The sequence below is a fragment of the Sorangium sp. So ce448 genome, assembly GCF_051520915.1.
GTDB classification, from domain to species: Bacteria; Myxococcota_A; Polyangia; order Polyangiales; family Polyangiaceae; genus Sorangium; species Sorangium cellulosum_B.
Map to the genome: position 1 here is coordinate 207102 of NZ_CP150343.1, position 25027 is coordinate 232128.

Below are 25027 nucleotides of genomic sequence, written 5' to 3' on the forward strand. Positions count from 1 at the left end.
GTCCCGTTCAGCGCTGCCGCGCGCTTCGGTGTAGCCTCGCCGCATGGACGCCCGCGGCCTCCGTCGCGCCCTCGCCCTCGCCGCGCTGGTGGCCGGCACCGGCATTGCCGGGTGCTCGTGGTGGTCGTCCGAACGCCCCTCCGCGTCGCGCCAGGATGTCGGGAGGGCAGGGGGGCAGCCGTCCGCCGCGCCGTCCTCTCCGGCCGCTTCCGGCGGCCTTGCTGCGGGAGGGCCGCAGCCCGCCGCCGCGCCGCAGGGAACCCCGCCGCAAGCGCGGCCTCTCCTGCTCCTCACGGACCCTGCCGTGCTCGCCGGGCTCGAGGCCGCGGGGCTCGATTTCGGCTCGGTGCTCACGGGCGCGCCGCGCGCGCCGGCCTCGCTCTCCGCGCTCTCCCGCACCGCCGAGCTCGCCTCGATCGCGCGCGTGCTCGCCGAGGACCTGCGGCAGGTCCAGCGCGCCGATCCGAGGAGCGGGACGAGCATCGCGCGCCACGCGCACCGCCTCTTCGACGAGCGGTGGCTCTCGGCCGAGGGCGCCCGCTTCGAGCTCATCGGCGTGGTGAACCGGATGGATCGCCGCCCGTTCGACGCCTCCGCCTGTGGAGAGACCCGCCTCGTGTACCGGCTGGCCTATGCCACGAAGACCCCGGCCGTCGCGGCGGGCGCCACGTCCGCTGCGGGCGCCTCCGTCGCCACGCGGGCCCCCGCCGCCGCCTCGCGCCTCCCGATGACCGCGTCGTTCGAGCTGCTCGCGCCCGCCGGCGATGCTCGCGCGTGCCGCCGGCTCGCGCAGGCCTGGTCGCGCGCCGGCGCGCTCTCCGGGCCGGATCTCTTCCGCTTTCTCACCTCGCCCGAGGGCCCGCTTGCCCCGGGCGCCGCCGATCGCGCGCACCTCGCGCGGCTCGTCGTGAACCTGCAGAGCGTCCGCTGGCCCTCGACCGTGCGCCCGGATCTCGGCGGGCACGCGGAGTACGTGCTCCGCGCCTTCCGCTGGGACGCCCGCGCCGGGCGCTACGCGCCGCTCGCCCTCGAGAACACCCCCGACGTCGCCCGGCTCTCGCGCGACCCGGCGCGGCGCGAGCGGCTGCGCGCGTGGCTATCGGCCCCCGAGAACCTCGCGCGCCTCGACGAGGGCACGGCGCTCCTGCCCGGGGAGTTCCTCGCCACGAAGGCGCTGTCGGCGACGCCCCACGGGCTCGCGCGCCGCGCCAACCGGCCCTTCCGCGTCCTGTTCGAGCCCCGCGACTTCGCAGGCGTCGACTTCGGCGGCCTCTCGCGCGTCCGCTCGCCGGAGGGGCTGCTCCGGCGGCTCGACCAGATGACCTGCCCCGGGTGCCACCAGAGCGGGTCCGTCGCCGGCTTCCACCTGCTCGGGCAGGAGCCCCCCGGCCGCGTTCACGACGCGCTGTTCACCGTCGAGTCCGCGCACCTCGCGGGCGATCTCCCGCGCCGGCGGGCGGTTGTCGAGGCCATCGCTCGGGGCGCCGCCCCGGACGACGAGGTGCCGTATCCGGAGCGAGGCGACGGCGCGCGCGGCGGGTACGGCGCGCGCTGCGGGCTGGGCGACCCGAGCTTCGCCGGCTGGACCTGCGCGGAAGGGCTCGTGTGCTCCGCGTACGACGCCCCTCAGGAGGACCGCGCGACCGTCGGCGTCTGCTTGCCGGCGGCGCCGGAGGTCGGCGACCCGTGCCAGGTCGGCGCCGTCGTCCCCCACGCCGACCCGCACCGCGATCGCGCTGCGGCGGCGCAGCCGGGGGCGTGCCCGCTCGCGGCGGTGTGCAACACGAGCCCCGTCGGGTTCCCCGGCGGCATGTGCACGAGCAGCTGCGTCGCGCTCCCGGAGGAGGGCGTCTGCGGCGCCATCGCCGTGCTCGACCCGTTCAACCGCTGCCTCGCCCGCGGGACGGTGTTCACCGAGTGCCTGAGCCGCCACGTCACGCCCGCGGGCCTGCGCCGCTGCTCGAGCGACGCGCCCTGCCGCGAGGACTACGTGTGCGCCAGGACGAGCTCGGGCGAGGGCGCCTGCATCCCGCCGTACTTCCTGTTCCAGCTCCGGGTGGACGGCCACGCGGTGCCGTGAGCGTCTGGTGCGTCGCCGCGCCCGCAGTGCGCGCGCCCGACGGTGAGCGCTCCGGACGAGGGCGCCGGGGTTCAGGGGCCGCTCGAACTGTCCAGCTCGAACGGCTCCAGCTTGAAGCGCTCTGCCGCGGGCACGTCCGGCGTCCGGTCCTCCTGGAGACGACATCGGAGAGGCGCGTCAAAAGCCTTCCGTCGTCCTCCTTCTCGATGACGTGGTAGGCTCGCTCGCGATGTTCGACGCCGTGCATTTCACGTCCTTCAAGTGCCTTGCGGACGTTACCATCGAGCTCGGCCGGATGACGCTCCTGGTGGGCGCCAACGCGTCCGGGAAGAGCAGCGTGCTCGACGGGCTGCATCTGCTCTGCCAGCTCGGCGCGCCCCGCGCCTATAAGCCGGATCCATTGACGAACCGAGCAGGTATCGTGTTCTCGCGCGCCTCTAGTCCCGCACGCCTCCGGACCCGGGGCCAGGAAGGGCCCTTGCGGATCGAGGGGAGCACCGCAGGCGCGACCGCTCTCGCCGTCCGCATCGAGCCGGGTTCCGACGATTCACGAGATCGCTTCATCGTCGAGTTCCTCCATGGGTCCGAGATCGAGAGCATCGTGCTGCCCGCGGATGTCATGAAGGCGGAGACGTTCTTCCGCGAGCTCGACCGCCGTCGGTTTGGCCACGTGGTCCGCCTTCGGCTCGACGCGAGCAAGGTGGCGGGCTTCGCGAAGGACGCCGCGCGGCCGCGCGTCGAGCACGACGGCGCCGGGACCGCCGCTGTGCTTGCGTGGCTCGCCGAACAGCGGTCGCCGGCGCTCGACGCCATCGAGGCAGATCTCCGCAAAATCGTACCCCGCGTACGGCGGTTCCATGCGAGCCGGGCGGAACAGGGGGAGGACCTCGGGCGCTTGTTCTCTCTGGAGATGGACTCGGGTGCTTTGATCGAGGCAGACCTCTTGAGCGAAGGGACCCTGCTGACGATCGGCTTGCTCACAGTCCTTCATCAACCGCCCGTACCGAGGCTCGTGTTGCTCGACGACTTCGATCGCGGGCTCCACCCGAGGGCGCAGAAACAGCTCGTCCTGTGTATCAAGTCGATGCTCGAGCGCCAGCCCGATCTCCAGTTCGTCTGCACGACACATTCGCCCTATGTGCTCGACCTATTCGACGCCGAGGACGTCCGCGTGCTCCGCAGCGATGCAAACGGGCTCACGCAGGCCCGGAAGCTGACGGACCATCCGGAATGGACCGATTGGAGGGGGACGCTGAAGGCTGGCGAGTTCTGGAGCTACGTTGGGGAGGATTGGCTGGAGGCACGCGCCGATGCCGCCTGAGCCTACCTTGTGGTTCGCGCTAGCGGCCGAGGACAACGGGCACCATGCGGCGGTAACGCGGTTGACCGATCGCGTGCTGGAAGGGAGGGTTGAATGGTTCCAGCCCGAGACACGGGACGAGCTCCGTGGGTGGCGCGGGCCGACCCAGGTTCACGCGTACTGGGCGTTGAAGAATGCGTTCCACGATGCCCGCAGCCTCGGGCTGCCGATACGTGGGGATTTCGGCGGAGAGCCCGCCCAGCTCGAGGCCGGAATGATCCGGGCCCAGCTGCTTCTCTGGAAGCGCGCACATCTCGGCGGCGAGCGCATTGACGTCGTGTTCATCGCCCGCGACACGGACGGGAAGCGGCGCTTGGCCGGAGCTCAACAGGCAGCGAGCCACGGTGATTGGGAGTTTCGCATCGTCCTCGCTTATCCCGAGCCGGAGATCGAGGCGTGGTACATCGCCGGCTTCGAGCCGGCGACCGAGGACGAGCGTGCGCGAGCGGAGGAGCAGAAGCTGCAGCTGGGATTCTCGCCTCTCGTTCGGACCGCGCGTTCGATTGCGGATCGAGCACGCCGGTGATCAGGAACTGCGGCGCCAATCCGCGGTGGGCTGGCCCTGACGTGCGGGTGCAACACGCGACGTGAGGGAGCACGTCAGGGGCAAAACACGATGTCGTAGTCTTCCCCGGCGCAGGCGGCCATCGACTCCTGATCATCCCCGGACCATGAATACGCGTCTTTGCATGCCTCTTCGAAGTACATGGCCACGGGGCTCGCTGGATCGTCCCGATCAGGGCTCACGCAGGAGATCGTGGCGCCGCTTTCATCCTTGTAGCGACCTTCCTCCGGGCACCCCGCGAGCAAGCTCGTCGGGCACGAAAGCGTCCGGCAGTCCGGCAGGCCGATGGGCACGATCGCCAGCGGGAGGTTATGCGCGTCCACGTGGCTGATGTTGTACCAATCGAAGTCGTTGAAATCGGTGTTGAGGGTCATCTCGGCCAGCGTGTGCCGGCCGCCGCCGGGGTCCGACCCGGCATACGCCCAGTAGCGCAGGGACGACAGCGGCTCCTCGCTGGTGCCCACGTCGCGGCACGCGAACTGCCCCGGGCCGAGCTCCCCGCCGTCGATGAGGCTCCCCAGGAACTGGAGCGGCTGGTCGCACTTGTTGACGAAGGCCAGGGTGGACTTCCCGTCACCGGGGGTGCGGCAGTCGACCTCGCCCGGATTGACCGGCGGCTGGCCTGTCGACGCGCTGCTGGCTTCGCTCGACGACGCTCCGCCGCTCGCGCTGGACGCGGAGCTGACCGAGGTGGATCCGCCGCCCGTCGCGCCGGAGGACGTGTCCTGCTCGGTGGACGCGCAGCCGACATCGAGCAGCGCCATGGCGAGCAGCGCGGCCGCGGTCTTCCTGTGTTGCGACATGAGGGTCCTCCTTGCGGACTCGGTGGTGGAAGGAGGATGAGGATACAGAAAGCCTCGTACACCGAGAAGCCGTGTCCTCGTCGGGCCGCGAGCGATGACCAGCGCGGACTCGGGACCTCGAGCGCCGCTCAGGGCGCCTGGCAGGACACGCGGTGGATCGGCTCCTCTTTCCCTTCACCGACCGTCACGTAGTCCCATCCACCGGGCACCCACGTGATCGCCTCGGCCTGCTCCTCGTCGGGCGACGGCAGCACGCAGGGGGGTTCGGCCAGCGCCTGCGCCACCGTCTGATCCGGTGTCATGGGGTAGTAGAGTACGTGGGATGAGGTGCGCAGCAGCACGCCTGTGCCGTCCGGGTGGACGTCGCCGCTTGTGAAGCGCGCGCTCCCGGCGGGCGGCTCGATGGAGCCCGTCCGGACGAGCGTCGCAGGTGTGCCCGCGGCCGGCAGCGCTGGCAGCTCGTAGACGCTCGAGGTGCCCTTGTTGACCTTCGTCACGAGGGTGAGCGCTCCGGTGGTGGGGTGAATGAGCAGCGTCTCCGCGTCGTGGCCTCCGTCGGGGTACGAGAGCACGAACACCTCGGCGGTCGAGGCGAGCGGCCCTCCTCCGAGCGTGTCCGGCTCCGGCACGCCGTAGATCGTGTAGCTGTCGCGCTCGCCGTCGTTGTCGCCGATGTCCGCGAGGAAGAGGCAGCTGCCCCCGCCCGAGCGGCAGGGGCCGCGCGCGATGTCCTCCCAGTCGTTCGCGGCCGCGCCGGCCACGGTCACCTCGGCCCGCAGCGCGCCGTCGAACCCGATCGCGAAGAACCGGGGGTCATCGCCGTGGTCGTTGTGAACATAGAGCACGTCCGGGTGCAGCCCGCTGGCGACGACACCGGAGCACTCGTCGATGTCACCCGGCGGGAGCGCGCCGATTCGCGCGGCCCCGGTGCAACGAGGGCAGCCCGTCTCCCGCACCGGCGGCGGATCCGATGCCCCGCAAGCCGACAGGAGCAGCGAGAGCGCCGGCGCCAGCCAGCGCGCCAAGGCGCCTGGTGCAGCCCCGCCGCCCGGACGAGACGCCAGAATGCGATGCGGCAGCGCCCGCGGGGAGCGGAGGATCTCGATCGCGGACGTCGGTGACAGGCGCATCGCGGTTCGGTGCAGAGAGAGAGTTGAACGCAAAGGCGCCAAGAGCGCAAAGACGCAAAAATGCCCTGTACTCATTTTTTTCTTTTTGCGCCTTCGCGCCTTTGCGCCTTTGCGTTCACTCTCTCTCTCCGGATTTCCGGCGCGCGGAGCTAGGGCGCCGCGTTCTCCGCTCCGGGGGTCGGCGCCGTGACCGCGCCGTCGCCGGTCAGGTCGGGCAACCTGCCCCACGTCTCTCCATCGGCTGCCGCCTCCATCGGGTACTCGAGCCGGGCGAGCACCTCGTCGCTCTCGGAGATGAGGTAGACGGTCTCGCCCCTGGAGGCGCTCACCTTCCAGGTCGCATAGAAGCAGCTGCTCGGGCCGCCGTCCGGCAGGCACGCGGTGTGGGGCCCAGGGCCGTCCTCGGGCAGCTGGTCGCCGAGGATGAGCAGGTACGCTCCCGGGGCGAGCTGCGTGCCTTCGGGGAACCTGAGCGCGTCGGCCGTGTTGCACTCCCCGCTCTCGTCGGAGTCGCACAGACCGAGCCCGCCGAGGTCGGCCGAGCCCGGGCCCGGGTTGCCGAGCTCGATCCAGTCGCCGCCCTTGGCCGAGATCTCGTTCACCACGACGGTCGTCGTCGCGGTCCCGCCGCCCGTCCCCCCTTGGCCGTCGCCGCCCGCGCCGCTCGAGCTCGAGCTCGAGCTCGAGCTCGAGCTCTGGGAGGTGCTGGTCGCGCCCGTGCCGCCCGCGCCGCCGGTGCCCGGCGTGCCCGTGTCCCCGGGCTCTTCGCTCGAACCGCAGGCTGCCGCGCAGAGCGCAGCGAGGCAGAGCGCGGCATATCGAAATTGTGCCATCACGATGTTCTCCTCGGCCGCAGCACACGGCGATCCCGGCGGTGTGTCAACCGTGTGTCGACGGGCGGCGCGCGCGGGCTCCCGTTCGCGACCGCCCCCGCCGTGGCCGCGCGCGTCTGCGAAGCGCGCGGCCGCGCCTCTCAGCGCGCCCGCGCCCCGTGCTCCGCGATCACGCTCGCCACGCAGCAGGTCAGCTTCTTCCCCATGCCGAGGTGCAGAAACTCGTTCGGACCGTGCGCGTTCGATTGCGGCCCGAGCACGCCGGTGATCAGGAACTGCGCCTCCGGGAACTTCTCTCCCAGCATCGCCATGAACGGGATCGTCCCGCCCTCGCCGATCCCCATCGCCGGCCGGTCGAAGAACGTCTTCGACGCCTTGCGCACCGCCGCTTCGAGCCAGGGCGCCGTCGCCGGCGCGTCCCATCCGGACGACGGCTCGCTCACCTGGAACCGGACCTCCGCGCCGTACGGCGGGTCCTTCTCCAGGGCCTCCTTCAGGGCCGCCGCCGCCTTCTTCAGGTCGAGGCGCGGCGGCAGGCGCATCGAGAGCTTCGCCCTCGTGAACGGGCGCAGCACGTTGCCCGCGCTGGCGATGGGCGGCAGGCCGTCGGCGCCCGTCACGGAGAGCGCGGGGCGCCAGGTGCGGTTCAGCAGCAGCTCCGCCGTGTCGCCGGTCACCGGGCCCGCGCCCTTCACCCACGGCAGCTCGCCCACGACCGACGCGCCCAGCACGTTGGCCGCGGCCCGCGCCTGCGCCGCGCGCTCCTCGGGGATCTGCACGTGGAGCGCGTCCACGAGGATGCGCCCGGTCCGCTCGTCCTCGATGCGCGACAGGAGCTGCCGCAGGATCCGGAAGCTCGAGGGCACGACGCCGCTGCCCACGCCCGAGTGGACGCCCTCGCGCAGGATGCTCACGTCGAGCGTGCCCTGGAGCAGCCCGCGGAGCGACGTCGTGGTCCAGAGCTGGTCGTAGTTGCCGCAGCCGGAGTCGAGGCACACGACGAGGCTCGGCTTGCCGATGCGCCCCGCGAGCGCGTCGATGTAGGCCGGCAGGTCCGGGCTGCCGCTCTCCTCGCAGCCCTCGATGAGGATCACGCAGCGCGCGTGCGGGATCCCCTGCTCGTGCAGCAGGCGCAGCGCCGCGAGCGACGCGAAGGCCGAGTACCCGTCGTCGGCGCCCCCGCGGCCGTAGAGCTTGTCGCCCTCGCGCACGGGCTCCCAGGGGCCGAGCCCCTCGCGCCACCCCGTCATCTCGGGCTGCTTGTCGAGGTGCCCGTAGAGGAGCACCGTGTCGTCGCGCGTGCCCGGCACCTCCATCAGGATCACCGGCGTGCGGTTCCCGATGCGCACCACCTCCACCGTGAGCCCGGGGATCGGCTGCGCCTCGCACCAGGCCGCGATGAGCAACGCCGCCCTGTCCATGTGGCCGTTCTCGCGCCAGGCAGGGTCGAAGGCGGGCGACTTGTTGGGGATGCGGATGTAGTCGTGCAGCGCGGGGACGATCTCCTGCTCCCAGCAGCGCTCGCAAGACGCGACGGCTTCACGCTCGTTGAGCTTCGTCAGCATGAACCTCTCCAGGGGCTTGAGGACGGCGGCGATCTCCGGGGACCGACTCTACAGCGCCCACGACGTGGGTGTACCGCGGACATGGGGGGTTGACATCTTCGACGTTCCAGGGCGCCGAGGCGAGAGCGCGGGGCCGGCGGGCGGGCGCGGCGCTTGGACGGGCGGGGGCGGCGCGTGGACGAGCGGGCTCAGCGGGCTCTCCCCGCGTCAGGGCCGCTTCTCGAAGGTCACTTCGGGGAACTCCGGCGAGGGACCGTCGAGCAGCGGGGCCGCTTCGCCGCGCACGTGCGCCTGGACGAAGGCGCGCGTGTACGTGTTCGTGATCTCGACCGCGCGGGCCGGATCGAGCGTGCCGAGCAGCTCCGGGAGGACGCCTTCGCCGAGGAAGTGCTCGACGACGATCGGCAGGTCCGAGAACGTGAGGTGGGCGGCGTCTTCGACCCGCGCCCGGTAGCCTTGCCCGTTCAGCGCGTTGTAGGTCTCGTCGATGCTCGGATCGTCGGGGTGGTCCGCCGCGAGCATGATGAAGAAGGGCTGCGCGAGGCCCCTGCCGCCGGCGCCGTCCTGCGGCCCGAAGAGCCTGCCGTCGATGTCGAGGCCGGCGTCGAAGCGGTCGTCGCGGGCGCATACCTCGGCGGCCATCGCGCCGCCGTAGGAGTGGCCGAGCACGCCGAGCCGCTCGAGATCGAGCCGGCCCGTGAGCAGGCCGCCCGGGTCGTCCTGCGCGGCGGCCGTGAGCTCGTCGAGCACGAAGAGCGCGTCGTCGGCCCAGACGTCGACGTGCTCGCCCATCGCCTGAGTAAAGGCCTCGATCTCCTCCTCCGACGCGTCCATCGCCGGCGTCAGGACGACCGAGCCGAAGGGCACGGCGCGGCCGTCGGGGAACACCGTGAGCTCGGTGTCGTAGGTGTGGCTGATGGCGGCCACCACGAAGCCGTGGCTCGCCAGGTCCTCGAGGAGGCTCGTGTAGTCGGCGCGCAGCATCCCGAACCCGTGCGAGAAGAGGAGCACCGGGTGCGGCGCGCCGTCCTTGGCGACCGGCACGCCCACGCGCGCGTGCGTGAGGATGCGCGCCTCGAAGCCGTCCTCGGCCGGGAGGCCGCCGGTCGTGCGCCGGCTGTCGCCTTCCTCCGGCGACAGGTACGGCGCGAGCTGCCCTGTGCCGCAAGGATCGGCCGGGTAGAAGAGCTGCACCATGAGCTCCCGGCGGTCGTCGGGATCTTCCGTCGCCTCTTCTCCACGCGCGCTGTCGGTGAGGGCGCGGATCTGCGTGCCGACCGGGTGCGGGCCGGTCGGACGGGGCAGCTCGAGCACGCCCTCGGCGGGCGCCTCGTCGCCCCAGCCGGTGCAGACCGGATCGCCCTCGTGCGGAGGCAAGGCCTCGTCATCGGCGCAGCCGGCGACGAGCGCGGAGGTGGAGAAGGCTGCGAGCAGGCAGAGGGCATGTCGAGAGACGTCGCTGTTCAGCATGCGCGCATCGTTCTCACGCCCTGGCCAAGACCGGCGCGGCGAGCACGATCGTGGCGCGGAAGGACCGCGCTCGGCAGACGCAAGGCTCGGCCTGACAGAAGCCGCAGACCCCTGTAGTATCGGTTACGTGCGGGCAGCTCTGGAGGCGTGGCGCGGCCGAGGCGCGGCGCCGTGCGGACCAAGACAGCGGAGCGGGTGAACGAAGATGGAAGAGCTCGAAGAAATAGCCCTCGCCAGGAGTGAAGACGCGCACGACATCCTTCCGTTGATGGTCGCCTTCAACGAGGCCGAGGGCATTCCCTGGAGGCCCGAGGCCATGATTCCCGCTCTGCACCGTGTGCTCAACGACAAGGACCTCGGGCTGATCCTGGTTGCGCGTGTCGGAGCGCGTCGCCCCCTCGTCGGTTATAGCCTGGCCACGTTCGGGTATGATCTTGAGTTCGCGGGGCGTGATGCCTTCGTGACAGAAATCTTCGTGGAGCCTGGGTCCCGACGGCGGGGCCTCGGGCGGACCCTGCTGGAATCGACCGTACAACACCTGCGGGAGCGCAGCGTGAACGCCGTCCATCTCATGGTGCGACCGGACAATCAGCGAGCGATCGCTTTGTATGAGGGGCAGGGGTTCAACCTCTCGCCGCGGATCATGATGACCAGGGAGCTGACCCCCCTGACCGAAGACGCAGTTCAACAAGGTGTTCCATCGGGCAGCGCTTCGCGCCCCCGCTGAGCGCCAGATCATTCGCCGGAGCCTTCCAGATGCTCGAGCACAGCCCCGCATGGCCGCATGGCGAGGTACAGGACGCATTCCCAGAGGTCTTTTACGTCGTGGGTACGAACAGGACTCACCACGCCGGGATCGATCTCCAGACGAGCCGCACGATGACCGTGCTCCGACACGACGGAGAGCTCACGCTCGTGAACACCGTGCGCCTGACCGAGGAAGGGTTGCGCCAGCTCGACGCCCTCGGCCAGGTCCGCCACATCGTGCGGCTCGGCGCGTTCCACGGCCGAGATGATCCCTTCTATCGCGATCGTTACGGCGCCACCCTGTGGGCGCTCCCCGAGGCAGCGGTGGCCGACGGCCGACCTGCCGACCGAGCGCTCGCAGCAGGGGGCCCGTTTCCGGCTCACGGAGGCGTTGTATTCGTGTTCACGACCGCGCGGTTCCCTGAAGCCGTCGTTTTACTTCCGAGGGAGGGCGGGATCCTCATTACCTGTGACGCCGTCCAGAACTGGTCACACGTCGATCCCTTCTTTTCCGATGAAACAGGAGCGCTGTTCCTCGCTCAAGGGTTGATCGGTGCGGCGAACATCCCCGCGACCTGGCGAGAGGCGTGTACCCCCGATATTTCCGATTTTCGCCGCCTCGCCGACCTGCCGTTTCGCCATCTCATCAGCGCTCATGGTGAGCCGCTTCGTGACGACGCCAAGAGGCTACTCCAAGCCCGCATAAACGAAGTATTTGGCCCGCGAGAACAGGAGCCTACGTGAGGCCGGTGACGCTGCCAACAAGCCGTCGCGGATGACGCCCTCCTACGCCACGCTCGGCCTGGCACCGGCACCTGGGACGGCGGACGGATCGGACTGGCCGGGGCCGCTGATCTCGCAGGCCGAGTATGTCGCGTTCGCGGAGGCGCTGGGGCTCACCATCGTCCAGGCGTCCTCGTCCTCGCCGTTCCATCACGAGATCGTCGCGGTCGAGTACGCCGACGCGTGTCGAGCTGCTCACCAACCGCTGTTTCATCTTCACGATGAAACCGCACGATGACCTGTGGCCCTATGATGACAGGTTGCAGCTCGAGTGGTCGTGAGAGCTTATTGGCATGTCGGGTATCTGGATCGATCTGTCGGGCAGAGTGGCAGCCAGCGACGGCGTCGCTGATGCGCGTTCTCAGTGTTCGTTCTGCCGGCGCGAGGTGGCCGTTCTCGAGCGCCTCATCGCTGCCGAGGATGTCAGCATTTGCAGCGCTTGCGTTCAGGAATGTGCCCGCCGTCTTCGCCGCCGCAACGTCCTCGGATGGCGCCCCTGGTGGCGATTCTGGGAGGGCGGCGAGCCGAGCAAGACGCGGACCGGGCTCAGCTATCGGGACCCGCCTTGTGCGTGCTCGTTCTGCAAGCGTTCGCTGGTCGATGTGCCCGCGCTGTTAGGGGGAGGCCGGATCAACATCTGCAGTCCCTGCGTGCGTCTTTGCATGGAGATCCTCCGCGAGGAATCTCGGTGAACCGATCCGCCAGGACTGCGCGCCGACGCCTCGGAATAGCTGCTCGCCGTAGATGGTTGACGTTGCCCGACCCATGACCTCCCCGACCCCTGGTCGCCGCGCGCGAGGAGCGCTCCTCCTGTGCTTGGCGGTGCCGTTCATCGGGATCCTGTTCGGCGGGATCTACTCCGTGCCGGCGATCCAGCTCAGCCGTGGGCGCGATCCCTGGCTCAGCGTTCTCCTGCTGTCCGGCCTCGCCCTCACCGTGTTCGGCGCCGGGTCTCTGCTGCGAATCCCGGCTGGCCTCCTGGGAGGCGTCTACGTGGTAGCAGCGGTCGCCCTCTTCGTGGTCCGGAGGGCCTACGGCGGGCTCGATGGGAATCTGGAGCGCTTTGGCATCGTGCACCTGTTCGCGCTGGCGCTGGTTTCCTTCGCGCACACGGCGATGCTGGTGGAGAGACATCCGTGATCAGTTAGCCAAACTAAGCGTCATGGGACTATTCGACATCGTCATCGCCCGAGCGGACTGCCCCAGCTGTGGATATTTCCAGGAGTGGCGCGTCCAGTACAAGTATGGCTACTGCCGGCAGCACGAGTACAGGATCGGTGACCGAATCTGTTGGTTCGATCCGCCGGGGCGCCCGGCGCCGCTCAGCGATGATGGAGAGAACGTGGGCGGGCTCGTCACAGTCCCCGGGCTCGTCGAGAGCGGCTGCTCGAATCGCGGTACCTGAGCGGAGGGGCACCCTATCATGGCTCGGCGTCTCGCACGCCGGCGCGCCGCCATGGCACCTGCGTCGTCGGAGCGCCGTGTCCACGGGCGGCGCGCCCGGTTGTCCGGCCGGCGCTCAGCCCTGCTTGCGGGGCGCCTTGAGCGAGAGCTTCAGCAGCACGTCGTCGCGGATCAGATCGTCCTGCTTGCCCGGATAGACGATGCCGAAGTCCTTGCGGTTGATCACGAACTCCGCGCTGCCCGACACGGCATCGGCGCCCTCGGTGATGGTCGCCGGGAAGGTGATCGTCTTCTTCACGCCGTGCAGATCGAGCTCGCCGGTGATGGTGTGCGTCGCGCCCTTCTCGCCGCCGGCCTTGATCTCGGTCGAGGTGAACGTCGCCTTCGGGTACTTCTCGACGTCGAAGAAGTCCGGCGACTTGAGGTGGCCGTCGAGCTTCTCGGCGTCGGTCTTCACCGACGACGCGTCGGCCTCGATGGTGAGCTTGCCGCCCGCGGCCTTGCCGCCGGCGAGCGTGATCGAGCCCGAGATCTTCTCGAATTTGCCCTCGTGTTTGCCCGTGACCTTCGAGCCGACGAAGCCGATGGTCGAGGCGGCCACGTCGAGGGCCAGCGTCTCGGCGGGGCCCGAGGGCGCGGCGGCGGCCTGGGTCTGCGCGGGCACGGCGGTCGAGATGGTCGCCTTGGGCTTGTCCTTGGTCGGATCTTCGCACCCCGCGAGCGAGAGCAAGAGCGCGGCGGGGAGGGCGATGCGAGCGAAACGAGCGGTGAACATGAGAGACAATCTCCTTATTGGTCAGCCAAACTGCACAGAACGTTTCGTGAACGAGCCATAGGTGAGCCCCGTGATGGGGAACTGCACAGGCTCGCTCACGTCGATCGACGCGCCCATGGCGGCGACGACCGGCACGAAATGCTCGTGGGTCGGGAGCGCCATCCGCACGCCCGGCGCGCGGGCGCGGTACTCGATGAGCGCGCCCACGTCGCGCTTCGAAAGGACCTCGGCGCACCATGCGTCGAACTCCGTGGCCCAGGGCTGCGCGACCGCATCTCCGCGCCAGTCTGCCGCGCGGAGGTTATGGGTCAAGAAACCGCTGCCGACGATCAACACCCCCTCGTCGCGGAGCGGCGCGAGCGCTCGCCCCATCTCGAGGAGCGGAGCTGGAGAGAGCGTCGGCAAAGAGATCTGGAGCACCGGGACGTCCGCGTCCGGGTACATGCAGACGAGCGGCACATAAGCGCCGTGATCGAGCCCGCGGCGAGGAGCCTCGGCGACCGGCCCCAGCGGGCCGAGCAGCTCCCGGACGCGCCGCGCGAGCGCGGGAGCGCCGGGCGCGGGGTACGTCACCTGATAGTACTTCTCGGGGAAGTTGTAGAAGTCGTAGACGAGGGGCACGGTCTCGGTGGCGCCGAGCGTGACCGGCGCGTCCACCCAGTGGGCCGAGATCATGAGAATCGCCGTGGGGCGCGGCACCGCCTGCGCCCAGGCGGCGAGCTCGGCGACCCACGCGCGATCGTCGAGCAGGAAGGGAGAGCCGTGCGCGAGGAACAGGGCCGGCATGCGCCCCTCGCGCGCCTTGTGCTGGGTGTCGGACATCGAACCTCTCTCGGCCGCGGTGGATGTGGAGCTCGACGCCGGAGCCGGGCCGGGCGCGGCCGACGTCGAGCGCCCGCAGGCGCCGGCGATCGGTACGGCCCCGCCCGCGGCAAGGAGGAGCCTTAATGCAGCCCGGCGATCCATGATGAGCCCACCCTAGGTCGTTTCCGGTAGTGGTACAATGACCCTGAAATGAAACGCCAGGTTGCCAAAACGGAAACGATCGACGCAAATGTGAGCGATCTGCGGGCCTTCTGCCTGGTGGTCGACCTCGGATCGATCACGGCGGCCGCGAGGACGCTGGGCGAGACGAAGGGCAGCGTCAGCCGCCGCATCACGCGCCTGGAGCACGCGCTCGGGGTGGAGCTGCTCCGCCGCAGCCCGCGGCTCGTGCAGGCCACCGAGGACGGCCTCGCCTACCGGATGCGCGTCGGCCGGGCGATCGAGCTGCTGGAGGACGCGAACGTGGCGGTGCAGCAGGCGCGCTCGAGGCCGCGCGGGCATCTGCGCGTGACGGCGCCGTTCGATCTCGGGCTGAGCATCCTGGCGCCGCTCTCGGCCGGCTTCGCGGAGCGCTTCCCCGAGATCTCGCTGGAGCTGCTGCTCACCGAGGCGCTCCTCGACTTCGACGCCCACCAGGTCGACGTGGCCCTGCGCGCGACCTCGAGCCTCCCGGACTCGACGCTCATCGCCCACAAGCTGCAGCACATCGAGGTCGGCCTGTTCGCGGCGCCGTCCTACCTGCGCAAGCACGGGGCCGCGCGTCGGCCCGAGGACCTCGCGGGGCACCGGCTGCTGCTCGCCCAGACCGCGCGGGGGCACGCGACGATCGCGCTCTCGGCGCGCGACGGCCGCGATCGCGCGGAGCTCCGGGTGCGCGCGGCGATCTCGGCCTCCGATTTCTCGTTCTGCCGCGAGGTCGCGCTGGCCGGGGGCGGGATAGCGCTGGTCCCCGCGATCAACGTGCGGGGCGACCTCGACGCGAAGCGGCTCGTCCCCGTGCTCAAGGACTACGCGATCCACGGCGCCGCCTCCCTGTACCTCGTTCACCCGGGGACGCGCTTCCTGCCGTCCAAGATCCGCGCCTTCCGCGACTACCTGCTCGACGCGTTCGGCGTCCAGGGGCGGCGCGAGGCCCCCGCCGCGGCGCGGTAGCGGGCCGCCCCGCCGCGCCCGCTCCCGCCCGAGGGAGGCGGGCCGTGCTCGCGCCGGAGCAGCGGATCACCACCGGCTGTTGCTGGGGAAGCAGCGCGGCCTCGGCCCGGCCGTCCCGCGGCCGGCGGGCGCCGCGCGACGGCGGGCGCGGGCCGCTGGACCGCGCCGTCCACGGGCGAGCGGCGCGGCGGCATGGGCGTTGCTGGTCATGGCGAGACGATCCCGAGGACGGGCCGCGAGCCATCGGCTCGGCGAGGCCCCTCCCGGCGTCTCCCGAGCGCTCCTCTCCCCCGCCGGCTGGGCGGCGGGCGGGGCGGCGCCTGGGCATCCGCGAAACGGCACCGCTTCCAGCCGCGCACCGAGGTCCATCTGCGCTCCTTCATCGACAGGATTCGCTCACGCGCGACGTTCGCGGCGCTCTCTGCGCTGATCGCGTCATCCGGGTGCAAGCGCGACGGCCAGGCGAGCGCCGGTGCCACGCTCGCTCCGGACGCCCCGATCCCGGCCGAGATCCCGCGCGAGACGCGGCTCAGCATCGGTGATCCGACGGTGCAGAAGCAACTCCAGCTCTCCGGCGACATCGACAGGCTGCCGTTCCGCGTCGACTGGCAGAACATCAGCGGAGGACCGCAGACCATCGAGGCGTTCCGCGCCGGGGTGCTCGACGCGGGCGCGGTCGGCGACACGCCGCCCATCCACGCCACCTTCACCGGGGTCGACGTGAAGATCCTCACCGTGCAGGTCCGGGAGAAGCCCATCTACGATCTGGCCACCGCGCCGGGCGCGCAGGTCGCGTCCATCGACGACCTCCGCGGCAAGAAGATCGCGTATTCGCCGGGGCAGGCGCAGGGCGCGCTCGTGCTGCGCGTGCTGAAGAAGGCCGGGCTGTCGCAACAGGACGTCACGCTGGTCCAGCTCGGGAGCACCGAGTTCAAGGAGGCGCTCACCAGCCGCCAGGTCGACGTCGCGCCGCTGTCGGGCGTCACCCTGCTGCGTTATCTCAACGAGTACCGCGCCGAGGGCGCCTCGTCGATCGCGCACGGCGTCCGTGACAACCTCGGCTTCCTTTACGTGCGCGCCGAGGTGCTCAAGGACGCTCACAAGGCGGCCGCGCTGGTCGACTACGCGAAGCGGCGGGCCAGGGCCCAGCTGTGGGCCTACGCGCACCCCGAGGCCTGGATCGAGGCGTATTACGTCAAGGATCAGGGCCTCTCGGCGAAGGAAGGGCGATTCCTTATCGAGGCCGCCGGCGAGCCGCAGGTTCCGCGCGACTGGTCCGAGGCGATCGCGCTGACCCAGGAGACCGCCGATCTGCTCGCCGAGGCCTCCGGCCAGAAGCGGTTCGAGGCCAGGACGATCTTCGACCTTCGATTCCAGACGATCGGAGCGGAGGTGGCTGGCGCCGCCGAGGGCGCCGGACCGACGGACCGGCCGGCGACGGCCGACAGGAGCACTCCATGACGACCGCACTGCCCACGAGCGCCGCCTCGCCGCGCCTCGCCAGCTTCCCGGATCTCACCGCGAGCGCGGACGTCTTCGCGCCGCCGTCCGGCGCCCCGACCGGCCGCCGCGTGTCCGGCCGCCGCTTGCGGCGCCGCCTGGGCCCGGGGCGGCGCATCCCGTACGGCCTCGCGCTCGGCCCGGCGCTGCTGCTCGCGCTCTGGGCCGCCGCCTCGGCGACGGGCGCGCTCGACGCGCGCGTGCTCTCCGCGCCGTGGACCGTGGTGACCACGGCCCGCGAGCTGATCGCCGACGGGCGGCTCCTGTCCAACCTGCTCACGTCGGCGCAGCGGGCCTTCCTGGGGCTCGCGCTCGGGGCCGGCCTGGGCACGGTGCTGGCGCTCCTCGCCGGGCTGACGCGCGTCGGTGAGGCGCTGCTCGACGGGCCGGTGCAGATCAAGCGCGCGATCCCGACGCTGGCGCTCATCCCGCTGCTGATCCTCTGGTTCGGGATCGGCGAGCAGATGAAGGTGCTCACCATCGCCCTCGGCGTCGTCATCCCGGTCTACGTCCACACCCACGCGGCGCTGCGCACCATCGACGCGCGCTACGTGGAGCTGGCCGAGACGGTCCGCCTGACGAGGTGGCAGTTCATCCGGAAGGTGGCGTTGCCGGGGGCGCTGCCGGGCTTCCTGATGGGCCTGCGGCTGGCGGTGACCGGCGCGTGGCTGGCGCTCGTGGTGGTCGAGCAGATCAACGCCACGAGCGGCATCGGCTACATGATGTCGCTGGCGCGCTCGTACGGGCAGACGGAGATCATCCTCCTCGGACTCGTCGTGTACGGGCTGTTCGGCCTGGCCTCCGACTCGGCCGTGCGGCTCATCGAGCGAAAGGCCCTGTCATGGCGCCGCATCCTGGCCGGCTGACGTCGGCCCCGCCCGCGGTGCGGATCCGCGGCCTGGTCCGCCGCTTCGGCGCCCGCGTGGTGCTCGACGGGATCGACCTCACGATCGAGCGGGGCGAGTTCGTCGCGCTGCTCGGCCGCAGCGGATCGGGCAAGAGCACCCTGCTGCGGGCGATCGCCGAGCTGGACGACGAGGTGACCGGCTCGGGCGAGCTGAACGTGCCGGACAACCGGGCGGTCGTGTTCCAGGACACGCGGCTCCTGCCGTGGGCGCGGGTGCTCGACAACGTGATCCTGGGGCTCGACGTGCCGCAGGCCCGGGAGCGCGGCCTGGACGCGCTCGCGGAGGTGGGGCTCGCCGGGCGGGAGCGCGCGTGGCCCGTCGAGCTGTCCGGCGGCGAGCAGCAGCGGGTGGCGCTGGCGCGGTCGCTTGTGCGCGATCCGGAGCTCGTGCTGGCCGACGAGCCGTTCGGCGCGCTCGACGCGCTGACCCGCGGGCGCATGCACGACCTCCTGCGCGAGCTGTGCGCGCGGCACCGGCCGGCCGTTCTGCTGGTCACCCACGACGTCGACGAGGCGATCGCGCTCGCGGATCGGGTGCTTGTGCTCGAGGGCGGCCGCATCGCCGAGGAGCGGCGGATCGATCTGCCGGCGCCGCGGCCGCTGCGCGATCCGCGGTTCCTCGCCCACCGCGAGTCGCTGCTTTCGGCGCTGGGGGTCGCGCCGGGCGCGGCCGCTGCCGGAGATCCTGACGCGAACCCTGAACTGGAACGGAGTTCCCCGTGACCCAACGACCCGGACAGCTGCATCTCAACGCGTTTCTCATGAGCGTCGGCCACCACGAGGCCTCGTGGCGCTTGCCGGAGAGCGATCCGTTCGCGAACACGAGCGTCGCGCACTTCAAGAACCTGGCCCGCATCGCGGAGCGGGGGAAGCTCGACTCGGTGTTCCTCGCCGACAGCCCTGTGCTGTGGAACAACGTCGGCCGCAGGCCGGCCGGGACGCTCGAGCCGACGGTGCTGCTTGCGGCGCTCGCCGGGGTGACCGAGCACATCGGGCTGATCGCGACCGCCTCGACGACGTACAACGAGCCGTTCAACCTGGCCCGGAGGTTCGCCTCGCTGGACCACCTCAGCGGGGGTCGGGCGGGCTGGAACATCGTCACGACGGCGGGCGTGGACGCGGCGCGCAACTTCAACCTGGACGAGCTGCCGGCGCACAGCGACCGGTATGCGCGGGCGGCGGAGTTCATCGATGTGTCGCTGAAGCTGTGGGACAGCTGGGGCGACGACGCGCCGCTCGGCGACAAGGAGAGCGGCGTCTGGGGCGATGACCGCAAGATTTACCCGCCGCGGCACGTGGGGCGGTACTTCAAGGTCGAGGGGGCGCTCAACGTGCCTCGCTCGCCGCAGGGGTATCCGCTGCTCGTGCAGGCCGGCTCGTCGGACGACGGCAAGGAGCTGGCGGCGCGGTACGCGGAGGCGGTGTTCACGGCGCAGCAGACGCTGGAGGACGCGCAGCGGTTCTATGTCGATCTGAAGGGGCGTGCGCGCGCGCTGGGGCGCGATCCGGGGTCGATCAAGATCTTGCCGGGGATCGTGCCGGTCATCGGCGCCACGGAGGCCGAGGCGCACGCGCTCGACGCCGAGCTGGATCGGCTCATCAAGCCGGAGTACGCGAAGCGCCAGCTCGCGCAGACGCTGCGGGTGAAGCCGGAGGAGCTCGACCTCGACGCGGAGCTGCCGCGGGATCTTCCGAGCGAGGATCAGATCGAGGGGGCGAAGAGCCGTTACACGCTGATCGTGAGCCTGGCGCGGCGGGAGCGGCTGACGGTGCGCCAGCTCATCGGGCGGCTGGGCGGCGGCCGCGGCCACCGGACGTTCGCCGGCGCGCCCGAGCAGGTGGCGGACGCGATCCAGCACTGGTGGGAGCAGGGGGCGGCCGATGGCTTCAACGTGATGCCGCCGGTGCTGCCGTCGGGGCTCGAGGCGTTCGTCGAGCACGTGGTCCCGCTCCTGCAGAAGCGCGGGCTGTTCCGGACGGAATATGCGGGGAAGACGTTGCGGGACAACTATGGGCTGCCGAGGCCGGCCAACCTCAACCCCGGTCGGGATCTGGTCGCGGCGGCAGAGTGATTGGAATTACAATGCGCCTCAACCTCGGTCGGATAGACCTCCGGTCGGATAGACCTCAACCTCGGTCGGGATCTGGTTGGTCGGGATCTGGTTGGTCGAGGCGCAAAGTGAAATAGATCACAATTTGCCGCAACCCCGGTCGGGGATGAACCGCGGCTGAACCCAACCCCGGTCGGGGCTCGCACCGGTCGGTGAACCCAACCCCGCTCGGGGCTCGCCCCGGTCGGTGAACCCAACCCCGGTCGGGACGAACCGCCAACCCAACCCCGTTGCTCGCCCTTTCCCTTTCGTGGTGTGCTGAGGCGCATGGTCGCCTCGAAGCTCGTCGCGGTCCTCTCCGCATGCACCCTCGCGCTGGCCGCCGCCGCGACGGGAGGCTGCTCCGCCTCGGACGGTGATGCAGAGCCAAAGGCAGACTGCTCGCTGCAGGGACAGAACCAGTTCCTGTTCGAGCTGATGAAGGACGCCTATCTCTGGTACGACGGCGTACCCGACCTGGACTACCGGGCGTACCCCTCGCCCGAGGCGCTGCTCGTGGATCTCGTCACCGAGCCCCGAGACCGCTGGAGCTACATCTCGACCAAGAGCGTCGACGACGCGTTCTTCCGGGAAGGGCAGACCCTCGGGTTCGGCATGCGGTGGAGCTTCGACCAGGAGGACATCCTCCGGCTCGCGCTGATCCAGCCGGGCTCGCCTGCCGGAGAGGCCGGCCTCCGGCGGGGCGACGCGGTGGTGGCGATCAACGGCATCGACGTCGAGCAGGTCGTGAGCGACGACCTCTGGGAGGAGCTCGCAGGCCCCGACGAGGAAGGGTACGAGATGTCGCTGACGATCGAGCGCGCCGACACCGACGCCTTCACGGTCGCGCTCCGGAAGGCGTGGTACGGCATCACCACGGTCGTGAGCCCGCGTGTCCTGCAAACAGGGTCCGCGACCGTCGGATATCTCATGCTCACCACCTTCATCGAGCCTTCGGTGAGCGAGCTCGACAGCGCCTTCGCGCTGTTCAGGGAGAGCCAGGTCGACGAGCTGGTGCTCGACCTGCGCTACAACGGAGGTGGGCGCCTCTCCGTCGAGAGGCACCTCGCGAGCCTGATCCACCGGCCGACGGAGGCCGGCGCGCTGCTCGACATCACCGCGCACAACGACAGGCACGTCGACTGGGACAAGCGGGAGACGTTCGATGACCTCGACCAGCCGCCGCTCCCCCTGTCCCGGCTGGTCGTCATCACGTCCGGCGGGACGGCCTCCGCGAGCGAGTCGCTGATCAACAGCCTGCGCGCCTACATGGACGTGAAGATCGTCGGCTCGACCACGCACGGCAAACCCGTCGGCATGTACGGATGGGACAACTGCGACATGGTCGTGCACCCGATCGCGTTCCGGGTGCTCAACGCGAAGGAAGAGGGCGATTTCTACGATGGCCTCCCCCCCGACTGCGCCGCAGACGACACGCTCGGCGCAGAGCTCGGCGACGCGGGCGAGACGTGCCTTGCCGAGGCCCTGCACCTGCTGGAGCACGGCGAGTGCTCGACCGCGGCGCAGCCGGACGGGGCGAGCGAGCGCCGCGCCTCGCCCCCGCGCGAGATCCCGTGGCGCGGCCTCCGGCGCGAGGTCGGCGCGCTCTGAGGCGCGGCCGCGCCGGCCAGGCGCGGCGCGGCGCGGTCGAGCGCGCCGGCGGCGTCCCGGCGCGAAACACCGCCGCTCCCGGCTTGACACCCTGAGCGGCTTGACGGAGATTCCTCCGCCATAGCGGAGACTGGGCCGCGGCCAGGAGGGAATGTCATGAGCCTGCAACTCGGAAGCATCGCGCCTGATTTCGAGCAAGAGTCCACGCACGGGACCATCCGATTCCACGAGTGGGCCGGGAGCTCGTGGGTGATCCTGTTCTCCCACCCGAAGGATTTCACCCCGGTGTGCACGACCGAGCTCGGCGCGGTCGCCAACCTCAAGGCGGAGTTCGACAAGCGCGGCGTGAAGCCCATCGCGCTCAGCGTCGACGACGTCGACTCGCACAAGCGCTGGTCGGTGGATATCGAGGAGACGCAGCGCACGAAGCTGAACTACCCGATCCTCGCCGACGTGGACCGGAAGGTGTCGAGCCTTTACGGGATGATCCACCCGCAGGCGAGCGACACGCTCACGGTGCGCTCGGTGTTCGTCATCGATCCGAACAAGAAGATCCGCGCGACGTTCACGTACCCGGCGAGCACGGGCCGCAACTTCGACGAGATCCTGCGCCTCATCGACTCGCTCCAGCTCACGGACAGCCACTCCGTGGCGACGCCCGCGAACTGGAAGGACGGCGATGAGGTGGTGATCGTCCCCTCGCTCCAGGACCCCGCCGTCCTCGCGCAGAAGTTCCCCAAGGGGTACAACGCCGTCCGCCCGTACCTGCGCCTCACCCCGCAGCCCAACCGCTGATGCGGCGTGGCGCCGCCCGCGCGCGGCGAGGCGTCGACGCGTCGACCCGACGCCTCGCCGCGCTCGCCCTCGTGTTGCCGGCGGCGTGCTCGCGCGCGCCCGCGCCCGAGGCGCTCGGGGCGCGCGGCGGCGGGCCGAAGCCGGCGGCGCGGGCCGCCGGCGCCGGCTGGAAGCTCGTCCACCACGAGACCTTCGATGCGCCGTTCCAGGAGCCCGCGGCGTGGACCGAGGATCGGTATGGCGACGAGAGCCCCTATCACGTCGATGTCTTCGACGAAGATGGTGAGTTCTTCTCCGCGCGGGGCGGCGAGGTGTTCCGGGGAGGGCTGCAGAGGTTCCGATCGTTCCGGAAGTCCTTCACCTATGGCGAGGGCGGCTGGCTCACGGTCGAGCTGTATGGCCGCGACAGCGACCGCGACGGCGTCCCCGAGACAGGCGGCCGCTTCGAGGCGGCGGGCGGCAAGGCGAGGCTCGTCTCCACCCGCCACTACGACGGCGCGATCCTCCGCTCGACAGCGCCGCTGCCCGCGCGGTACCGCGTGGAGGTGACGGTCTCGAACATCGACTTCGGCGGCCTGCGCGAGGGCAGCTGGACGCACGGGGGCAAGATCAACGGCTACGACGGGGACGAGCTGGCCGACCCGTGGCGGTTCAGCGATCGCAGCACCGCGCCGCAGTCGGCGACATTCAATAATGGTGTTTACTTTCTCTGCATCACCGATTATCCGCGGCCGGCCCCTCACAACAACGTCTTCATCCATCACCACCGGAAGGTCGTGATGGACACGGACAGCAACTTCGGCGAGGACGGCCCCTGGTCGCAGGTCTGGAACCCCTCGACCGGCCGGGCCGAGCAGGACGGATCACGTTATGTGAGCATGATCTGGCTCCGTGGCGACGCGTTCGGGAGCCCGTGGACCGGAAACAGGTTCACGTCGTACACCGCGGGCGGGTGGAAGGACGGCCCCATCTTCGTGGACAAGTACCTCGACAGGGAGGCTTACGTGTTCACCGTCGAGCGCGACGGCCGGGGTTATGCGATGTCCGCGGCGGGCCGGTTCCACCACGGCGGCAGCACGACGTACGCCGCGCGCAGGGATTTCCGCGAGCCGCCGGTGACGTGGCACTACAACCAGCGCCCCGACGAGCTCGAGGCGCACGGCCACAACGAGACGGTCGATTTCGGCGAGACCTTCGAGACCTGGCCGGCGGGGTCGGCCTACCCGGATCACTTCTTCTTCGGTGATCCGCACATCAACTATTACGAGGGCACCGCCGAGTTCGACGACGTGAAGCTCTACCTGCCGGACGACGGGTAGCGCCCGCTCCGGTGGGCGGCGCTGGTCGGGCGCGGCTCCGGCGGCGGCGGTCTCACCCGGACGAGCCGACCCGGAGCCTCCGGTCGAGCGCGTTCACTTGGGCGTGCACGTCGGCGAGAGCTTCAGGAGCGGTCCCGATGTGCAGGAGTCCAGGCCGAGCCGGAGATCGGCCACCAGGTGATCGAGCGCCGACAGAGGCGCAGGCGCTCCGGCGTACTCGTAGAGGTGCGACGTCTCGAGACCACCACGGCGCAGGCGCACGGACGTTGCGCCGCCGTCGGCGCAGTCGGGGCAGCCGTAGCGGCCGTCGAGGGAGACGCCCGAGAGCGCGTCCTCGATCTCGTCGAGCTTTCGCGCGCCTTCGTCCGTCAGCGTCGCCAGGTTCGAGCGGGGACAGCCCTGGTTGCGCGTGCAGGCCGTGAGCGAGAGCTCGACGCCGTCGCGGGACACCGTCGTGATGCACTCGCCGGCGCAGAACCCGAAGGAGTATTTCGTGGAGAGCCAGATCCCCTCGGCCTCGGACGAAGCGCCGAGCGACTGTTGCTCGGGCGCCGCCTCCTCCTCGGAGCCGAGAGCGCAGCCCGCGGCGAACGGGAAGCTAGCGACCAGCGCAAGGACCTTGAAGAGCGTGTTCGGTTTCATGCCGGCGCCAGACGGCAACCGCTGTGCCACGAGCCAGGACGCCGCGTGTGGCTCCGGTGCAGGCAGCGTCCTGCGGCCGGGCAGAACAAGACTGCACGCCCGCCCGGTTGCGCGAGGCAGGCGAGCTCGCCGGAACGCGGCGTGCGGCCTGGCTCAGCCTGCGCAGCGACATGGATGTCAGCCCTCGCACTCCTCGCGAGCGAAGCGGTGCTGATCCCACGGCAGCTCGATGCGCTCGCCGGCAGGCGTCTCCGCGGTGACCGGCGCCGCGCCGAGCGCGGCGACGACGTGCATCTCTTCCCCACCCGTGTTCGCGATCTGGTGCGGGACGTCCGCCGGCACGATGAGCGTCGAGCCCGGGCCGAACGTGAGGGCCACTCCATCGATCTCGCATGTCCCGGAACCGCGGAGGACGACGATCACCTCCTCACATGCGTGCCGGTGACGCGGCGTTTGCGCGCCCGGCGCAATGGTCTGCATCCACACCTCGAGCGTTTGGAGGCCGTCGCGAGGGCCGGCGAGGGTCTGGTGGGCGAGCCCGGGCAGGCTGAGCTTCTCGATCGAGGCGATGTTCAGGACAGTCATGGCTTGATCCTCCACGGCGGCATCGGGCGCGGGTCTGCCCATCGCGACAGGCCGTCGCGACAGGCCGCCCTGCTCGCTGGATACGG

General features: G+C 70.6%; 26 protein-coding genes. 17 read left to right on the forward strand and 9 right to left on the reverse strand.

The window, feature by feature from the left end; genetic code table 11:
• Positions 1 to 43 precede the first annotated feature (43 nt).
• From WMF45_RS00850 to WMF45_RS00860, 3 genes are all read left to right on the forward strand, one after another.
• Positions 44 to 2080 (forward strand): hypothetical protein, encoded by a 2037-nt coding sequence (locus WMF45_RS00850; protein WP_437715078.1) that lies wholly within the window; start codon positions 44 to 46, stop codon positions 2078 to 2080.
• A 229-nt stretch (positions 2081 to 2309) separates the two neighbouring features.
• Complete coding sequence (locus tag WMF45_RS00855; protein ID WP_437715079.1) at positions 2310 to 3401, forward strand: AAA family ATPase; 1092 nt, start codon at positions 2310 to 2312, stop codon at positions 3399 to 3401.
• On the forward strand, positions 3391 to 3966 hold the full coding sequence (locus tag WMF45_RS00860) for a hypothetical protein (protein WP_437715080.1): 576 nt from the start codon (positions 3391 to 3393) through the stop codon (positions 3964 to 3966). Before WMF45_RS00855 ends, WMF45_RS00860 begins: the two co-directional genes overlap by 11 nt.
• Before the next feature lie 74 nt (positions 3967 to 4040).
• Here WMF45_RS00860 and WMF45_RS00865 read toward each other — a convergent pair whose 3' ends face one another.
• The 5 genes from WMF45_RS00865 to WMF45_RS00885 all read right to left on the reverse strand — a co-directional run bounded on the left by WMF45_RS00865 (position 4041) and on the right by WMF45_RS00885 (position 9806).
• Positions 4041 to 4808, reverse strand: a complete 768-nt coding sequence (locus WMF45_RS00865; protein WP_437715081.1) for a thaumatin family protein — start codon at positions 4806 to 4808, stop codon at positions 4041 to 4043.
• A gap of 128 nt (positions 4809 to 4936) precedes the next feature.
• Positions 4937 to 5833 carry a hypothetical protein gene (locus tag WMF45_RS00870; RefSeq protein ID WP_437715082.1) on the reverse strand — a complete coding sequence of 299 codons (897 nt, stop codon included), beginning with the start codon at positions 5831 to 5833 and terminating at the stop codon, positions 4937 to 4939.
• Positions 5834 to 6087: 254 nt separating this feature from the next.
• Positions 6088 to 6771, reverse strand: coding sequence for a lamin tail domain-containing protein (locus WMF45_RS00875; protein ID WP_437715083.1), 684 nt, complete (start codon positions 6769 to 6771; stop codon positions 6088 to 6090).
• Positions 6772 to 6911: 140 nt separating this feature from the next.
• Positions 6912 to 8336: a M20 family metallopeptidase gene (locus tag WMF45_RS00880; protein WP_437715084.1), complete on the reverse strand. Its 1425-nt coding sequence runs from the start codon at positions 8334 to 8336 to the stop codon at positions 6912 to 6914.
• A gap of 207 nt (positions 8337 to 8543) precedes the next feature.
• Complete coding sequence (locus tag WMF45_RS00885) at positions 8544 to 9806, reverse strand: alpha/beta hydrolase family protein (protein ID WP_437715085.1); 1263 nt, start codon at positions 9804 to 9806, stop codon at positions 8544 to 8546.
• Between the two features lie 205 nt (positions 9807 to 10011).
• Here WMF45_RS00885 and WMF45_RS00890 point away from each other — a divergent pair, with 205 nt between their 5' ends.
• From WMF45_RS00890 to WMF45_RS00915, 6 genes are all read left to right on the forward strand, one after another.
• On the forward strand, positions 10012 to 10533 hold the full coding sequence (locus WMF45_RS00890) for a GNAT family N-acetyltransferase (protein ID WP_437715086.1): 522 nt from the start codon (positions 10012 to 10014) through the stop codon (positions 10531 to 10533).
• Positions 10534 to 10685: 152 nt separating this feature from the next.
• Positions 10686 to 11297 carry a hypothetical protein gene (locus WMF45_RS00895; protein ID WP_437715087.1) on the forward strand — a complete coding sequence of 204 codons (612 nt, stop codon included), beginning with the start codon at positions 10686 to 10688 and terminating at the stop codon, positions 11295 to 11297.
• Complete coding sequence (locus WMF45_RS00900) at positions 11269 to 11574, forward strand: hypothetical protein (RefSeq protein WP_437715088.1); 306 nt, start codon at positions 11269 to 11271, stop codon at positions 11572 to 11574. The genes WMF45_RS00895 and WMF45_RS00900 overlap by 29 nt, the downstream gene beginning before the upstream one ends.
• A gap of 55 nt (positions 11575 to 11629) precedes the next feature.
• Entirely contained in the window at positions 11630 to 12028 is a 399-nt protein-coding gene (locus WMF45_RS00905) for a ClpX C4-type zinc finger protein (protein WP_437715089.1), read from the forward strand.
• Positions 12029 to 12152: 124 nt separating this feature from the next.
• Positions 12153 to 12476, forward strand: a complete 324-nt coding sequence (locus WMF45_RS00910) for a hypothetical protein (protein WP_437715090.1) — start codon at positions 12153 to 12155, stop codon at positions 12474 to 12476.
• Between the two features lie 22 nt (positions 12477 to 12498).
• Positions 12499 to 12741, forward strand: coding sequence for a hypothetical protein (locus tag WMF45_RS00915; protein ID WP_437715091.1), 243 nt, complete (start codon positions 12499 to 12501; stop codon positions 12739 to 12741).
• A 114-nt stretch (positions 12742 to 12855) separates the two neighbouring features.
• Here WMF45_RS00915 and WMF45_RS00920 read toward each other — a convergent pair whose 3' ends face one another.
• On the reverse strand, positions 12856 to 13515 hold the full coding sequence (locus tag WMF45_RS00920; protein ID WP_437715092.1) for a YceI family protein: 660 nt from the start codon (positions 13513 to 13515) through the stop codon (positions 12856 to 12858).
• Between the two features lie 21 nt (positions 13516 to 13536).
• Positions 13537 to 14337 carry a dioxygenase family protein gene (locus tag WMF45_RS00925; RefSeq protein ID WP_437715093.1) on the reverse strand — a complete coding sequence of 267 codons (801 nt, stop codon included), beginning with the start codon at positions 14335 to 14337 and terminating at the stop codon, positions 13537 to 13539.
• Between the two features lie 234 nt (positions 14338 to 14571).
• Between WMF45_RS00925 and WMF45_RS00930 the strand changes: the two genes are divergently transcribed.
• From WMF45_RS00930 to WMF45_RS00965, 8 genes are all read left to right on the forward strand, one after another.
• Complete coding sequence (locus WMF45_RS00930) at positions 14572 to 15492, forward strand: LysR family transcriptional regulator (protein ID WP_437715094.1); 921 nt, start codon at positions 14572 to 14574, stop codon at positions 15490 to 15492.
• Positions 15493 to 16041: 549 nt separating this feature from the next.
• The gene (locus WMF45_RS00935; protein ID WP_437715095.1) at positions 16042 to 16953 is read left to right on the forward strand and encodes an ABC transporter substrate-binding protein; all 912 of its coding nucleotides are present in this window, start codon (positions 16042 to 16044) and stop codon (positions 16951 to 16953) included.
• Complete coding sequence (locus tag WMF45_RS00940) at positions 16950 to 17858, forward strand: ABC transporter permease (protein WP_437715096.1); 909 nt, start codon at positions 16950 to 16952, stop codon at positions 17856 to 17858. The genes WMF45_RS00935 and WMF45_RS00940 overlap by 4 nt, the downstream gene beginning before the upstream one ends.
• Positions 17834 to 18622: an ABC transporter ATP-binding protein gene (locus WMF45_RS00945; protein ID WP_437715097.1), complete on the forward strand. Its 789-nt coding sequence runs from the start codon at positions 17834 to 17836 to the stop codon at positions 18620 to 18622. Before WMF45_RS00940 ends, WMF45_RS00945 begins: the two co-directional genes overlap by 25 nt.
• Positions 18619 to 19971 carry an LLM class flavin-dependent oxidoreductase gene (locus WMF45_RS00950; protein ID WP_437715098.1) on the forward strand — a complete coding sequence of 451 codons (1353 nt, stop codon included), beginning with the start codon at positions 18619 to 18621 and terminating at the stop codon, positions 19969 to 19971. The genes WMF45_RS00945 and WMF45_RS00950 overlap by 4 nt, the downstream gene beginning before the upstream one ends.
• 306 nt (positions 19972 to 20277) lie before the next feature.
• On the forward strand, positions 20278 to 21600 hold the full coding sequence (locus WMF45_RS00955) for a S41 family peptidase (RefSeq protein ID WP_437715099.1): 1323 nt from the start codon (positions 20278 to 20280) through the stop codon (positions 21598 to 21600).
• Positions 21601 to 21756: 156 nt separating this feature from the next.
• Complete coding sequence (locus tag WMF45_RS00960) at positions 21757 to 22395, forward strand: peroxiredoxin (protein WP_437715100.1); 639 nt, start codon at positions 21757 to 21759, stop codon at positions 22393 to 22395.
• Complete coding sequence (locus WMF45_RS00965) at positions 22395 to 23714, forward strand: hypothetical protein (protein WP_437715101.1); 1320 nt, start codon at positions 22395 to 22397, stop codon at positions 23712 to 23714. Before WMF45_RS00960 ends, WMF45_RS00965 begins: the two co-directional genes overlap by 1 nt.
• A gap of 93 nt (positions 23715 to 23807) precedes the next feature.
• Here WMF45_RS00965 and WMF45_RS00970 read toward each other — a convergent pair whose 3' ends face one another.
• Positions 23808 to 24356, reverse strand: a complete 549-nt coding sequence (locus tag WMF45_RS00970; RefSeq protein ID WP_437715102.1) for a hypothetical protein — start codon at positions 24354 to 24356, stop codon at positions 23808 to 23810.
• Between the two features lie 177 nt (positions 24357 to 24533).
• Positions 24534 to 24941 carry a cupin domain-containing protein gene (locus WMF45_RS00975; protein WP_437715103.1) on the reverse strand — a complete coding sequence of 136 codons (408 nt, stop codon included), beginning with the start codon at positions 24939 to 24941 and terminating at the stop codon, positions 24534 to 24536.
• Between the last annotated feature and the right edge of the window lie 86 nt (positions 24942 to 25027).